This is a genomic window from Paenibacillus sp. EB106-05-06-XG162, assembly GCF_058791655.1.
Window position 1 is genome coordinate 222,232 of record NZ_JBYTDT010000008.1, and the last position, 15,365, is coordinate 237,596.

Genomic DNA, 15,365 nt, shown 5'->3' on the forward strand with positions numbered 1-15,365 from the left:
TTTTTAAAAATAGAAGAGTTTAAATGTGATTAGGATAAACAGTTCTGCTACTCCAGCATGCCTCGGCCTTGAACAGGCATGGCTGTCCATTCGCCTTGGTCCTGCCAAATGACTTGATTATGCAAATTCACCGTGCTGCAAATATGGTTCGGGATGATCTGAAGCTGATCGCCGATCTGCCAAGGACAATCTGCGGGAACCCGGAGCATGCCATGTTCCTCGCTGAGTCGTTCGAGAACAGCCTCTGGTGCACCGATCACATGGCCAAAGCCCACAAGATGCAAGGGGGCCGTACCCGGCTGTACATCCGTCGCGAACGTTTTGCTGCCGCCATCGATGACCACGAGTTCTGGACTTGGACGGCTAACGACCGTAACGAGAATGCTGCCGGCACAATCGTTGATAGCGCATACACCAAATGCTGCTTGCATCCGATCTTGATACACATATGTACCAGGGCGAACTTCCGTAATGCCAGGAACCGTGGCTGCGTATCCTGCTGTCGGTGTAGATCCGACGCTTACATCCTCGATGGAGAGACCCGCATCACGCATCGCTGTCGCAATCCGCACCATCCATTCGCCTTCATCGCGACCGGCACGTTCTAAGTCCAGCGTGGCTGCACCGTCCATAAGTGCACCACGGAACGTGAAAATCCCCGTGAGTCGAAGATGGTCGAAGGCCGCGATTTGCTGCGCCAAGGAGACAGCGTGATCCGCGTTCACCCCTGTGCGGCGAAGTCCGGTATCAATCTCAAGCCTCACTTCGAGCGTAGTGCCAGTTGCCGCTGCTTGTTCATTAAGACGACGCGCCCCTACGAGGCTATCGACAGCGACAATCAGTCGGATCGAGCGGCCAAGCAGGATGGCACGGGCAATTTTGGACGGCGTGACGAGGGGGTAGGCAATGAAGATGTCCGTAATGCCGTTCGCAGCCATCACTTCGGCTTCCGATACTTTGGCGACGGTAATGCCGCTTGCTCCTGCTGTGAGCTGAGCATGGGCGACAGACGGCATTTTATGCGTCTTGGCATGTGGACGAAGCTTCACGCCGTGAGACTGGATGGTCTGTGCCATTCGGTCGATATTCTGACGTACTTTGGCCGCATCGATCACAATACAAGGTGTTTCCAAATGTGTGGACATAGCGATTCTCCTCTATTCGCTTGTTTTCGATTCTTCTAAATAGCTATATAGCGTATATTTCGAGATATTCAAATAACTGCAGATTTTCTCGCCCGCTTTCTTAATGAGAAAGGCGCCTTTCTGGTCGAGCAGTTGGATGAGACGCATCTTGTCTTCCTTGGTCATCGCCGCGACAGGTCTGCCGACGTGCTCCTGTGCCTCTTGAATCAATTGATCGAGTAGATCGGAGACATTGGAGACGAAGCTTTCCCTTACCTCTGGCTGGAGCCCGCTCGCTGTTAAGGATTGCAGCGTTTTCTCCGCCATCATGAGATCGGTAATATCATAGTTGATGCAGAGCGAGCCGATGACAGTGCCCTCGCTGTTCCGCATATAGAGCGAAGTAGAACGTAGGATTCGCCCATCCTTCGTCTGCGTGACGTAGTTGATCTTATTGCCGCTGTCGGACTGTCCGCGCAGCAGCTCGAGCCCTAGGTTCGTACCCGGATCGCCGACTTTGCGTCCCGTGACATGACCATTTTCAATCGCGACGATTGTGCTGTCGTATGACCTTGTGAGATCATGCAGCACCACCTCGCAGTTGTCTCCGAATTGGGCGGCAATCCCGCGGACGAGAGAGGTGAGAAATTCAAATTCAGCTTGCACTTGTTCCATGATGTGAAATCACTTCCGTTCTCATATAGAGTGGTTATGGTTCCCATGATAGCACAGGAATGACCTGAATCAAACAAAAAGTTTGTTAGTCTGAAAGAAAGTTTTGTTGGAGTGTTAAGGATATTTTAATAGGTCATATTAGAGAGAGAGTATGCGTAGGATGGTAGAGGTCTTAAATTGAAATAAATGGAAGGATGTGCTACAACTGAGATACGTCTTTTTTCCAAAATGATGCATCCATCTGCTCTTCGATTTCGTATGATAACGGAGGGTTCAGTTTAAGTCTTTTCAAAATATAAGAATTTTCAGTTTAACAAATAAACTGTTCTTATATTTCTCGCTTAAACGCTTCCCGTCTATTCAAGGGCGACGAAGTTGTTTATGTTTGGGTTGAGAAAAAAGAGTATAATCACAAGAATGCGAGGATACGAGATTCATCATGTATCTATAGTATTAAAGTAGAGAAGGAGGCCAAGTGATGTTAGGAATGAAGAGCGGAAATCGCGCGCGGGTACGTCGAATGGTATGTGGGAGTGCGATTGCCCTCATGGTGTTCGGGAATGCAGCAGGTGCGCTAGCGGCAGGCCAATCTGGCGATGCAGCGCTAGAAGCGAAAGTGGTGAATGGACAAGTCTATGTGAAGGCGAGCTCTCTCGTAAGTCAATTAGGTGGACAAGGCGTCTATGATGCGAAGAGTCAAACCTATCAATATAAAGCGGGAAATTCAGTCCCTTCTATTGTTAAGAAATTATCTCCATCAGTCGTCGCGATTATTGGGAAAGTGTCCGAAGGCGAGGTTGATACATCGGATCGTTATAATCTTGCGCATGGGACAGGCGTGGTGCTAAAGAAGGATGGATGGATCGTAACGAATGCGCATGTGGTTAGCGGCTTGAAGCATGCGGTGGTCGTGACGTCGGACGGCAAGTCCTACACGATTGCAAAGCAGTTCGTCGATGAGATCAGCGACATTGCCATCATTCAGATTAATGCGAAGAACTTAACGCCAGCGGTATTCTCGCCCTCGAATGCAAGTGTAGAGGTAGGAGAGTCGGTCGTGGCACTCGGGACGCCGATTTCGTTCTCTTTCCGGAATTCGGCGACGGTCGGTGTCATTAGCGGCTTGAATCGCAGTGTGGATTCGATCTACAAGCTGATTCAGACGGATGCAGCGATTAATCCAGGGAACAGCGGCGGCCCGCTCGTGAACATGAAGGGTGAGGTCGTTGGCATTAACTCATTGAAGTATTCCGCAGTCGGTGTGGAGAATATGGGGTTCTCGATTCCAACGAATACGGTGCAATATATCGTGAATCAGTTGATGCAATACGGTAAGGTCAAGCGTCCGACCCTTGGTTTTGACATGGAGGAGAGCTGGTCCGCGATTGTTGGTCTGCCGACGAATGAACCATTAACGGTGACACGGGTCGATTCTGATGCAGCGGTGAAAGCGGGGATCAAAGCTGGCGATGTGCTCTATTCAATCAACGGCAAGCAAGTGACGACAATGCTCGATATTAATGAATTGTTCAAGGGGTACATGCCAGGCCAGTCCGTGAAGCTAATGATGCAATCTGGCGGCGATTTGGTCGAACGTAAGCTTCAATTAACGGAACAGAGCTAGAAGTGAGAGGGGAAGCAGTAATGGGGAAAAAGTTAAGCGGTTGGTTGATATGTCTTGCCCTGGTATTCACGATGGTGATTCCGGGCGTTGCTATGGCAAGTGAAGGAAATAGTGTGGAACTGAAGTTCAAGCTGGGCAGTACGAACGCAACATTAAACGGCCAGCGAATCAGTATTGCCAAGCCTTATACGGAGAATGGTGCGACGATGGTGCCGCTCTCGCTTATTACGAAGGCGTTCCAGGTGGAATTTTCGTTCGAAAATAATAAGAAAATTACGATCACTTCCGGGGAGCATACGATCCAATTCGTGATTGGTAGTACGAATGCGACAGTAGATGGACGAACGGTCCAGACGGGAGCAGCGCCGAAGCTGGTCGGTGGCGTGGTCATGGTGCCGATGCGTGTCGTGACGGATGCGCTGGGGGCAAATGTGAAGGTGGAAGCGGATCGTACGATCGTTATTACAGCTAATCTGGATGCGAGCGCAGGGTCTGGAGCCGTCGGCGGCATTGATAGCGATGCGGGCAAGACGATGATTGGCGACAGCTACTACATGTGGTCGATGCGCTATCCGACAGGGCTTGTGAAGCAATTCCAGAGCGAAGCGGATGATTATGTTTCTTTTACCGATGAGAAAGGAACGTACCTGCTTGCTGTATCTGTCACGAAGGTCGATGATCCGATGACGGATGAGGATCTATTGAAGCAATTAACGAACGCGGCGCTATCGGAGAATGGTTTGGTTGTCGATAAAAAAACGGTCAAAAGTGGAGCAACACCATATGCGCAAGTGATCTCCAAAGGTGAGGATGGCGTGTTTAGCGCGATCCGGGGGTATTTTGCGAACGATACTTATTATGAGCTGTACTACAGCGACGGATTAGCGAAAAACTATAAAGATCTTGCAAAACACAATGATCTGCTTAATTCGTTCCGACCAGCTTATGACAAAGGAAATGCGAAATTGAAAGATTTGTCTACTGTTGTGGGTGGCATGCGGAAAGCAGTTAACAGTGACTATGGCGTAACGGTAACGGTTCCGGCTTCGTGGAGTTTGTACCCGGAGGATTTGATTTTCGGGAATGAAGACGGTTCTGCGCAGTTAACGTTCGATATTTCGTCGGCAGCTTCGGGTCTCAAAGTGGATGCATGGGCAGGGCAGATGGATCAATACTTCAAGGATGTGTTCGTCCCTGATGCATGGAAGCTGCTCACGACCGAGCCGATTAAGGTAGACGGACAAGAGGGTGTCCTTAAGAAATATCAGTATACAACTGGGGAAGATACATATGTACAGTCGGAAATTTTCCTAATTTCAGGTTCTTACAAGTATTTGATTCAATATGATTACGATTCGAAAAACACATCGGCTGACAGCTTGTTCGGGGCGTTGGTGAAAGGGATTAAGCTCAATGCGAAGGAGCTCAGCAGCAACTTCGGCTTCCTGGAGGATACACGGGCGTATGTAGATCGTAGTCTCACGTCGGTGAAATCGTCTAAGAAAAACGGCTATTCATTAACGATTCCGAATTACTGGATGCGTATCGAAAGCGAGTATGGAGCAGATCCGGGAAAAATGCAGTATCAGCTCCCGGGTGGTTCGTTCGAAGTGTCGGTGAATCCGTCGGATCGTACGCTTAGCGAAGAGGTTGAGGCGTATAAGTACGTCTATGAGCAGCAGCGTATTCTGTATAAGAATTACACAGTAACGAGCACGGAATCCACAACGCTCGCAGGTCAACCGGCTTATAAGATCGTGCTGGACGGCAAAGATGCGCATCACGAGCAATATGTTATCGTGAAGAATGGCAAAGTGTACTCGTTGTTATCGACGATCATGAAGGCGAATCGTACGGATGTGAATGAGAAGGCGATTCAGAGCGTGTTCCAGTCGTTGAAATGGTTGAATTGAAGAAGGTAGGGCAGGTACATTGTGGTGAATGAATGTGCTCGCCTAGGAAGGCCGCAGCTCCCGGAGGGGGTTGCGGTTTTATTTTGGTACGGAACGTGGAGGGAATAGCGTTTGTTGGATTCGTTACAATTTCGAAATGACCATAATGAGGCAAATAAGAGTTTCCGGGTTCGTTAGTGGTAGGGTAGAGGACGGGGTGTGAGGTAATTTATCCAATTGGATAATTCCTTGGAATTCATATAGATTATTAGGACGAAACTTTGGTAAACTAGAGAGTAGAGCTTTTTTTCAAAGATTAGTCATCCGCGGATGATAGGAATAGAGGGGTAAATGTAATGAGTCAGACAACGCTCACACGGGCGGATATTGAACTGTTAGCACCTGCAGGGGATTGGGATTGCATGCGTGCGGCGGTGGCAAATGGTGCGGACGCGATTTTCTTCGGCGTGGAGAAATTTAATGCGCGTGCGCGGGCGAACAATTTTCAGATGGATGAATTGCCAGAGATTATGGCGTTTCTGCATAGTTATGGGGTTAAGGGGTTTTTGACGTTCAATATCCTTGTATTTGAGGAAGAGCTGCCTGAGGCGAAGGTGTTAATTGATGCGTGTATTGATGCTGGGGTTGATGCGGTGATCGTGCAGGATCTCGGACTCGTTAAAATGATTCGTGAGATCTCGCCGGACTTCCCGATTCACGGTTCGACGCAGATGACGATTACGTCGCCAGAGGCGGTTGAGTTCACGAAACCTTGGGATATGGAGCGGGTCGTATTGGGCCGCGAAAATAACCTGAAGCAAATCAAAATGATCGGCGATCAAGCAAAGCTTCCAATGGAAGTATTCGTGCATGGTGCGCTCTGCGTGTCGTATTCCGGACAATGTCTCACATCCGAGATGTGGGGCGGACGTTCCGCGAACCGCGGGGAGTGCGCGCAGGCATGCCGCTTGCCGTATGATCTGATGGTGGATGGTGAGCAGAAGCCGATGGGTGATGTGGCGTATTTGCTCTCGCCGAAAGATCTTGCTGCGATCGATATCGTGCCAGAGCTGATTGAAGCGGGCGTAACGTCGTTCAAAATCGAAGGGCGCCTGAAGAGCCCGGAGTATGTTGCGAACGTGGTGAGCAAGTATCGGAAGGCGATTGACCAGTATTTTGAGGGCGATCGTTCAGGTCCGTCGAAGGAAGAGATTCGGGAATTGCAGCAGAGCTTCTCACGCGGCTTTACGCATGGATTCTTGGAAGGTACGAACAACAAGAAGTTAGTGGAGGGGACGTTCCCGAAATCACGCGGCGTGTATCTTGGTCGTGTCGAGAAGATTCTTCGCGACGGTGTTGTCTGTAAGATCGAAGCGCCACTCAAGCGTGGAGACGGTATCGTGTTCGACGCGGGAGATCCGACGAAGAAAGAAGAGGGCGGACGCGTCTATGACGTGCGTCGCCAAGGCGTGAAGCTGGAAGGAGAAGCGGCGGAAGGCTGGATCATCGATATTGTGCCAGGTCGGAATGACGTCAACCTGCAGAAGGTTAATGTAGGTGACCGGATTTGGAAGACGAGCGATCCGGCGCTGGACAAGCGTCTGCGTCAGACGTTCGAGACGGAGAAGCCGTATCGGGTATTCCCGGTACACGTGCGTGTCGAGGGTCGCGTAGGCGAGCCGCTTCGCACGTGGTGGACGGACGTCCAGAAGGGCGTGACCGTGCAGGTCGATTCGGAGCTCATGCTCGAAGAGGCGCTCAAGCGTCCGATGGACGCGGCATTGCTGGAGGAACAACTAGGCCGTCTCGGCGGCACGTTGTTCCAGCTGGAGGTGATGGACGCGCACCTCGAGGGCGCGGTCATCTTGCCGATGCGCGAGCTGAACGCGCTGCGCCGCTCTGCGGTGGAGCAGCTCGCAGGAGAGCGACCGAAGCCGCCCGTGTACGTGAAACGGGCGGTTGAGGTGTACGGGGATGCGAAGGGGCGCGAAGCTGGTTCGCTGCAGTCGAAGCTTACGGTATTGTGCCGCACGCTAGAACAAGTGCAGGCAGCGGCTGCGAGTGAAGTCGGCATGATCTATGCTGACTTCGAGTTCATCAAGCAGTTCCCTGCAGCGGTTGAAGTGACTCGTGCAGCCGGCAAACAGATTGCGCTTGTAACACCGCGCATTCATATGCCGAACGAGAACGGCTACCATCGCAACATTTTGAAGCTGCAGCCGGATGCGATCCTGGTGCGCAATACGGGCGCGTTGTACTTCTACATGCGCGCTCGTGCGGAGTTCGAAGCAATGCGCAGCGGCATGAACGTGAACGCTGTGGCAAGCGGCGATACCCTGCATGCAGGTTCCGCGACCGGGCCGTCGAACATTTCGACGGGCAGCCTTACGGATACGTTCGCGAAGATGGAGAAGTTCCCGCGTCTAATCGGTGATTTCTCGCTGAATATCGCGAACCATAAAGCAGCGGATTTATTCGTCGAAGCAGGTTGTGACCTTGTCACACCATCATATGATTTGAACATTCAACAAATGGTCGACCTCCTAGGTCGTGCAGATACATCGAAGATGGAAGTCGTTATCCATCAGCATCTCCCGATGTTCCATACAGAGCACTGCGTGTACTGTACCTTCATGAGTGAAGGCACAGACTACACGAACTGTGGTCGTCCTTGTGAAGAGCATCGTGCTTCCTTGCAAGACCGTATCGGGATGTCTCATCCGGTACGTGTAGATGAAGGCTGCCGTAACACAGTCTACAACGCCATTGAGCAGTCCGGTGCCGAGTACATTCAGAACTTCTTGGAGCTTGGCGTATCTCACTACCGGGTTGAATTCCTGGAAGAGACAGCTGACCAAGTCCACGAGGTCATCGATCTATACAAGCGCGCGCTGCAAGGAAAGATCAGCGGCACGAAGGTCTGGAAGACGCTGAAGGCGACGAACCAGTTGGGTGTAACGCGGGGGCAGCTGGTGAAGTAGGATATAACAATTAGGAGTCTCGACGCATTATGCGTGGAGGCTCTTTTTATCATCTTTATGTTTTGAAGTTTCGATATCTATGAAATCCTGTATAATATGGAGAATAAGTAGATAGGCTTCAACTAAAGGAGGTCCATGCATGAAAATTCGTAAAGCAATTATCCCAGCCGCAGGGTTAGGAACGCGATTCTTACCGGCAACAAAAGCGATGCCTAAGGAAATGCTTCCGATCGTAGATACGCCAACCATTCAGTACATCGTTGAAGAAGCGGTAGCCTCTGGCATTGAAGATATTATCATTGTAACGGGTAAGGGCAAGCGTGCGATTGAAGACCATTTCGATAACTCCTTTGAACTTGAACATACATTATTAGAAAAAGGCAAGATACAGCTTCTAGGAGAAGTACAGAAGTCATCCAAGATGGCGGATATCCATTATATCCGGCAGAAAGAACCCAAAGGCCTTGGACACGCAGTATGGTGTGCCCGCAAGTTCATTGGGAATGAACCTTTTGCTGTTCTTCTAGGAGACGACATCGTGCAGTCGGATGAACCTTGTCTGAAGCAAATGATCGAAGTCTTTAATCAGCACCATGCTTCGGTTGTGGGTGTTCAACCCGTTCCACATGCAGAAGTATCGCGTTATGGTATTGTAGATGGATTAGCAATAGATGAACGTTTGTACCAAGCGAGAGGATTTGTTGAGAAGCCACCTGCAGAGCAAGCTCCTTCGGATTTGGCCATTATGGGGCGCTATATTCTTACACCTGCGATCTTCGACATCCTTGATCAGCAAGATGTAGGTGCAGGGGGAGAGATTCAACTGACGGATGCCATTGCTAGATTGAATCAACAAGAGCAAGTGTTGGCGTATCATTTTCTTGGTAAGCGGCACGATGTAGGGGAGAAATTGGGGTTCATTAAGACGACGATTGAGTATGCGCTGCAGAAGGAAGAACTGAGGGAAGAATTGATTGGTTTTATGAGAGGGATTTTGGATACGGAATAATAATAACAAACGCCTTGGCAAGGCTGTTATACCTTGCTCAAGGCGTTTAATATTTTCTATTTTGCGCTTGCTGCAATTGCAGCAAGTACTTCTTTTTCACTAGCATCTGTTGCTATAAGCGCATCGTATACACTTTGATCTGTCGTGCCTTGTTTTTGCAAGGAAACGAGATACCAGCGAGCCATATCTTTGTTAACCGCATCGTTATAATCAGCTGTTAACAGAGGCTTAATAAAAGCTGCGGCTTTCGCATAGTCAGCTTGCTTGAAATAAATGTGGGCAATATTCAAGTTGATGTTCGGTGTTATATCAAATGCTCGACCTTGGAGTTGCTCTTTTGGCAATGAAGCAAGGACTTGTTTTTGATCGAGAATTTTTTGATAAGCTGCTAATGCCGCATCGTAGCTTTCCAACTCCGTGTTCAATTGGATCGATTTCTCATAGAGGGACATGTTCCAAGGGAAGTTCGATAACTGCTCCTCAACAAGCTTAAGTAAGTTTTTCTTGTCACCAAGCAGCTCGTATTGCTTCATTTGCAAGCTTATTAATTGGAAATTATAAGGTTCTTTCGCTAATGTTTTAACTAATAGGTTCTGTGCTTCATCGTAGAACTGTTGGTTCTGGTTCTGGCTATACACGGATTGAAGTAATTGAACTTTTAGTTGCGCATAGTCAGGATTCTCACGTAGTCCTAATGCTTTATTAATCGGCGTGACAATTTCATTGTAGTCTTTACTTGTCTGCTGCTGAACCATGCCAAGCGATTTCATAAAGCTTGCATTTGCACTTAGCGACATTTGAGCAAAGATAAACATGACAATGGCAAGCACTGAGATCAGTGAAGGATATGCCCATTTCATGGCCGGAACCTTCTTCAGCTTCTCGGATTCTTTAGGCTGTATATTTGATAGCATAGCTCCAAGGCATAAGAATAATAGTACACCCACGTACACGTAACTGATATCAAAGTCTAGAATACTATGAATGAGAAGCGCGATCGCAATAATGAAATAGTAGAAATGAGAATCACGGCTTGCTTCATCGCTCTTAAAATAATTTCTAATATACGTGTAGAGGAAAAGAATCAATAAACCAATAAGTACGATGGAACCAACAATTCCGACCTCAACGATATTTTGGAAGAAGAAGCTATGTGCCTGACGGCTTATATAAGGGTTATGCTGATACTTCTCATACATGGAATACCAAGCGCCACCGCCAGCACCGAATACAGGATAGTCAGCTACAAGTTTCATTGCGTCTTTATAAAAAGTTCCGCGTTCAAGCACACTGTGCTGTTGGAAGTTAATATTCTCGAGACGGATTTTCACGTTCTCAGGGAGTAGGTTTTTCGCACTTGTGCCAATGAAAATGAATACCATCACGCCGCCTAAAATGACTGCGGCTGCCGGCATAATAAGCGATGATGCTTTATGTTGCCCAAAGCTGCTAAGTTTTTGTTGCAGCCATGGTGTTACAAAGTGTTGTAGCAATGTTGCGATTATCGCGACAAGGATTGAAACCCCGAGAGTTAACATCCATCCTTTTAAGGACTCAGATCCATTAAACTGCTCGTTTACAGTAATACCAATCGTTGTTACCTTATTTAATATGGCCATCGAAGCAATGAACGCGAGTGCTACGTGGACGGTATACATAATTTGTCGATAAGGTTTAAGGCACAGAATGACAATCAAGAACACGACTGGTAGGATTACGTATGCTGCACGGGACAATGTTAAGAAGAAGGATAGAATAATAGGCACCAGCATAAATGCATGGATCGCCGAAACATACCATTTCCGACTTTTAACGAGAAGGAACGCCCCTGCAAATAGAATTGCGATCAAAAATGCCGCATATGTATTCGCATATTGAAAGAACGAAGTTAACCGGAGGCCGTTTGAATCTGCCATCACCGCTTCGTTATAGATTCCTGTTGCAGGGTTAAGTGGAATTAGCCATCCAATTACATTGGACATAATTTTACCATTGCCGAACCAATGGAATAGTCCGAAGAAGACAGTGAAATATGTCGAAACTAGCAAAGTGTTGCGAATAATCGAATTACTGCGTGTATTTCGTGTAAAATAAAGTCCGACGATAAAAACTACAGCGTAGATTAAATAAATATAAACCATATTTAACGCTTGATAATGTGAAGCTGCTGGAATTAATGCGATTAGGTAAGTCAATGGTAATGCAAAAATCAAAAGTGCATACCAATCTTTCATGTCTTTTGGCTTCCAACTTTTAAATAGGTAGATGCCCAATAGCAACATAATAACTGATACCCAGCGCATTGCTTCATAGAGAGGTTTTTCAAAAGCAAGCTGTTGTCCATTAAACAACGCGGCCCATAGTGGAGACCAGAGTAAGAATAATGCAAATATACCCATAAGAATCCAATATAAAGGTGAATTTTGTTCTTGATTAGTTATCGTGCTTGTAGTGCTCTTCTTTTTTCCATATGATGGATATGACATTGTTCTACAATCCCCTTCTTCGTTCAGAAATGACGACATTATTTTACCATATCTGTAGTGAGGAAGGGAAATGGATATGTTTTTTGTTGTGGAGATTATTGAATTACAAATAAGGTAGAGTTGCGTATATATGAATGGTATAATAGCAAAAGTGTTTACTTGTCGACAATTCCAGTCAATGGGTAAGAAAGTGTCGGAAAATGGGTGGTGTAAGAGATTAGATTTTTTCGAAGGTTAGTATATAAAATTGCAGTCTTATTAAGACCTATATTATTAAGAGTTCTGCCAATTAGTTTTAGTAGAAAGGTCAAGAGGTTGCTCTTAGAGGGAGTATATAAAGATAGTAAAAAGCAAATAAAACTATTAAAAAAACAAGGTGTTAATTTAATAGGGTATTCGAGGGCTGAAATGGGTATTGGTGAATCTTGTCGAATAGCTGCAAGAGGTATAGATGCAGCTAATATACCGTTTGGTGTAATTTCTTACAAAGGGACTAGTGGTGCTAGGATGTCTGATTTGTCTTTGGTAAATAAAGAAATAAGTGGACCGATTTATGATATCAATATTTTTCATATTAATGCTGAGCAAATGCCAGAAGTTTATGCTCAATTTAATGGTTCTCTATTTCAAGGAAGGTATAATATAGCGGTGTGGCATTGGGAATTACCAGAATTCCCAGATGATTGGAGAGAGAGTTTTAAACTAGTAGATGAGGTTTGGGCTCCTTCTAGTTTTGTGTACGATTCAATATCAAAAAAGAGCCCAGTTCCTGTTGTGAAAATACCACATTCTATAGATGTTATAATAAATGAGCTACGTGATCGTGATTATTTCAATTTACCTAATGATCCCTTCTTGTTTCTTACTATGTATGACGTTAATAGTTTCCAGGAGAGGAAAAATCCACGCGCTGCCATTGAAGCTTTCAAACGTGCATTTAAGCCGGATGATTTTTCTGTAGGCTTAGTAATAAAAGTCAACAGTTATAGTAGTAAAACAAATGAGTCCCAGTTTCTATCAGAACTTATTTCAAATTATAAAAATATCTATTTGATTGAAGAAATGTTGACTAGAAATGATACAAATAGTTTGATATCTGTTACAAATGCTTTCATATCGTTACATAGGAGTGAGGGCTTCGGGCTGGGGTTAGCAGAAGCTATGTATCTTGGTAAACCTGCTATAGGTACTAATTGGTCATCTACTGTTGATTTTATGAACTATCAGAACTCATGTATCGTTGATTATAAATTAATAGAACTAGGGAGAGATTACGGTCCATATAAAGCTCATCAGTATTGGGCCGACCCAGATATTGGGCACGCGAGTTATTACATGAAAAAGTTAGTGGAAGATGAAGAATACTACAAACTAATAGCTTTAAATGGAGAAAGATATATAAAAAAACATTTTTCACCCGACGCAATTGGGGAAATGATAAGCGAAAGACTTAAGTACATTCAACTATGGAATGCGGGAGGTTAATATGACAGTTACTTGTGTAATAATGGCAGGGGGTAAGGGGGAGAGATTCTGGCCAAAAAGCCGTACAAATCTGCCAAAACAGTTTCTAAACATATCTGGGAATAAATCGATGATACAACAAACAATAGATCGCTTGTTAACTTTCATCCCCTATGAGCAGATATTTATTGTAACCAATGAATTATATGCTGAGTTAATTAAAGCCCAAGTCCCAAGTTTACCAATAAATAATATCATTATTGAGCCTATCGGACGAAATACAGCTTCATGTATTGGGCTTTCATCCGTAATAATCGAAGAAAAATTTCCGGATAGCACGATGATCGTGCTTCCATCGGATCATATTATTACGAATGAAAACGAGTTTGTTGCGATTTTACAAGCAGCTGCAGAAGTAAGCCAACGAGGTAATCATTTGGTCACATTAGGTATTACTCCAACATATCCAGAAACGGGGTATGGTTATATCCAAAGTACGAACAACGTGATATTAGTAAATGGGCTCGAAGCTTACAAAGTCAATAAATTCGTTGAGAAGCCAAGCTTGGATACAGCAGCTGCTTATGTTGAAGCTGGTAACTATTATTGGAATAGTGGGATCTTCATTTGGAGAGTTGCCGTAATTAGGGAATATATACGGCAATTAATGCCTGAAATGCATGACGTGCTAGAAACGATGAGGTTGGCATTTCAAGAAGGTGATAGAAACAGCGTGATAAAATCGGAATTCCCTAAAATGCCGGATCAATCAATTGATTATGGAATTATGGAAAAGGTAGACGATATCTATGTAATTCCGTGCCTTTTTGGGTGGGATGATGTGGGGAATTGGACTGCAATGGAGCGTATAAATGATCTCGACGAAAATGGAAATGCTATTCGTGGGAATACGCTTAGCATCGATACAAGAAGGTGCATCATAGAGAGTTCAGGGAAGTTGATCGCCACTCTTGGAGTCGAAGATCTTATTATTGTTGAAACAGAAGATGTCACATTAATTTGTAAGAAAGATAAAGCACAAGAGATAAAATCTCTAATAAAAGAGCTCAAAATTCAGAAATTAGAACAATACTTATAAATATTTATTTATTTATATAAAAGGGAGAAATATCATATGGAAAAACGTGCGCTTATTACAGGGATTACAGGACAAGATGGTTCATACTTAGCTGAATTATTACTTGAAAAGGGTTATAAGGTTTATGGATTGCGTAGAAGGACGAGTGTGCCTATTCTAGAGAATATACAACATATTCAAGATCAAATTGAATTTATTGATGGTGATTTACAAGACTTAAGTTCTCTTATACATGCAGTTAAGATTTCAAATCCAGATGAAGTATATAACTTGGCGGCGCAATCATTTGTGGGGACATCTTGGGACCAACCGATCCTGACAGGGCAAGTCACAGCGATTAGTGTTACGAACATGCTAGAAGCTGTAAGAATCGTGAAACCGGATGCTCGGTTTTACCAAGCATCTAGTAGTGAGATGTTTGGGAAAGTAGTAGAGACTCCGCAAAAGGAAACAACTCCTTTCTATCCTAGAAGTCCATATGGTGCTGCCAAAGTATACGGACATTGGATGACTGTGAATCATCGTGAAAGTTTTAATATGTTTGCTTGTTCAGGGATCCTATTCAATCACGAATCTCCCCGCAGAGGTATAGAGTTCGTAACACGTAAAATAACTGATGCGGTAGCAAGAATTAAGTTAGGTGTTCAGAGTGAGCTAAGACTGGGGAATTTAGATGCATTAAGAGATTGGGGTTTTGCAAAAGATTATGTTGAGTGTATGTGGTTAATGCTTCAACAAGAGAAACCTGATGATTATGTTATTGCAACAGGTGAGACACATTCAGTGAGAGAGTTCTGTGAAATAGCATTCGGTCATGTGGGACTTAATTATCAGGATTATGTTGTTACTGACCCTAAATTTTTCAGAGCTGCAGAAGTTGATTTGTTGCTTGGTGATCCATCCAAAGCGATAAATCAACTTGGTTGGGTTCCTCAAAAGACAACTTTTAAACAGTTAGTTCAGTTAATGGTAGATTCTGATCTGGAGAATATAAAACGTAGGATTTACTAA

General features: G+C 45.3%; 10 protein-coding genes. 7 read left to right on the forward strand and 3 right to left on the reverse strand.

From position 1 onward, the window contains the following. Positions 1 to 47: 47 nt before the first annotated feature. Both AC3WU2_RS18425 and AC3WU2_RS18430 read right to left on the reverse strand, forming a co-directional pair. Positions 48 to 1,145 carry an alanine racemase gene (locus AC3WU2_RS18425; RefSeq protein WP_492456555.1) on the reverse strand — a complete coding sequence of 366 codons (1,098 nt, stop codon included), beginning with the start codon at positions 1,143 to 1,145 and terminating at the stop codon, positions 48 to 50. A gap of 12 nt (positions 1,146 to 1,157) precedes the next feature. Next, the gene (locus AC3WU2_RS18430) at positions 1,158 to 1,799 is read right to left on the reverse strand and encodes a helix-turn-helix transcriptional regulator (RefSeq protein WP_492456556.1); all 642 of its coding nucleotides are present in this window, start codon (positions 1,797 to 1,799) and stop codon (positions 1,158 to 1,160) included. Positions 1,800 to 2,277: 478 nt separating this feature from the next. Here AC3WU2_RS18430 and AC3WU2_RS18435 point away from each other — a divergent pair, with 478 nt between their 5' ends. From AC3WU2_RS18435 to galU, 4 genes are all read left to right on the forward strand, one after another. Then, on the forward strand, positions 2,278 to 3,423 hold the full coding sequence (locus tag AC3WU2_RS18435; RefSeq protein ID WP_492456557.1) for a S1C family serine protease: 1,146 nt from the start codon (positions 2,278 to 2,280) through the stop codon (positions 3,421 to 3,423). Between the two features lie 20 nt (positions 3,424 to 3,443). Further along, the gene (locus tag AC3WU2_RS18440; protein WP_492456558.1) at positions 3,444 to 5,336 is read left to right on the forward strand and encodes a copper amine oxidase N-terminal domain-containing protein; all 1,893 of its coding nucleotides are present in this window, start codon (positions 3,444 to 3,446) and stop codon (positions 5,334 to 5,336) included. Positions 5,337 to 5,671: 335 nt separating this feature from the next. Then, the gene (locus tag AC3WU2_RS18445; RefSeq protein WP_492456559.1) at positions 5,672 to 8,296 is read left to right on the forward strand and encodes a U32 family peptidase; all 2,625 of its coding nucleotides are present in this window, start codon (positions 5,672 to 5,674) and stop codon (positions 8,294 to 8,296) included. Positions 8,297 to 8,435: 139 nt separating this feature from the next. Then, complete coding sequence (gene galU, locus AC3WU2_RS18450; RefSeq protein WP_492456560.1) at positions 8,436 to 9,305, forward strand: UTP--glucose-1-phosphate uridylyltransferase GalU; 870 nt, start codon at positions 8,436 to 8,438, stop codon at positions 9,303 to 9,305. A gap of 56 nt (positions 9,306 to 9,361) precedes the next feature. Here the strand turns inward: galU and AC3WU2_RS18455 are convergent, their stop codons facing one another. Further along, positions 9,362 to 11,539: an O-antigen ligase family protein gene (locus AC3WU2_RS18455; RefSeq protein WP_492456561.1), complete on the reverse strand. Its 2,178-nt coding sequence runs from the start codon at positions 11,537 to 11,539 to the stop codon at positions 9,362 to 9,364. 567 nt (positions 11,540 to 12,106) lie between these two features. Between AC3WU2_RS18455 and AC3WU2_RS18460 the strand changes: the two genes are divergently transcribed. Genes AC3WU2_RS18460 through gmd form a run of 3 tightly spaced genes read left to right on the forward strand, consistent with a single transcriptional unit; the run spans position 12,107 to position 15,365 of the window. After that, positions 12,107 to 13,276: a glycosyltransferase gene (locus AC3WU2_RS18460; RefSeq protein WP_492456562.1), complete on the forward strand. Its 1,170-nt coding sequence runs from the start codon at positions 12,107 to 12,109 to the stop codon at positions 13,274 to 13,276. 1 nt (position 13,277) lies between these two features. After that, positions 13,278 to 14,354, forward strand: coding sequence for a mannose-1-phosphate guanylyltransferase (locus tag AC3WU2_RS18465; protein WP_492456563.1), 1,077 nt, complete (start codon positions 13,278 to 13,280; stop codon positions 14,352 to 14,354). 36 nt (positions 14,355 to 14,390) lie between these two features. Then, positions 14,391 to 15,365 carry a GDP-mannose 4,6-dehydratase gene (gene gmd, locus AC3WU2_RS18470; RefSeq protein WP_492456564.1) on the forward strand — a complete coding sequence of 325 codons (975 nt, stop codon included), beginning with the start codon at positions 14,391 to 14,393 and terminating at the stop codon, positions 15,363 to 15,365.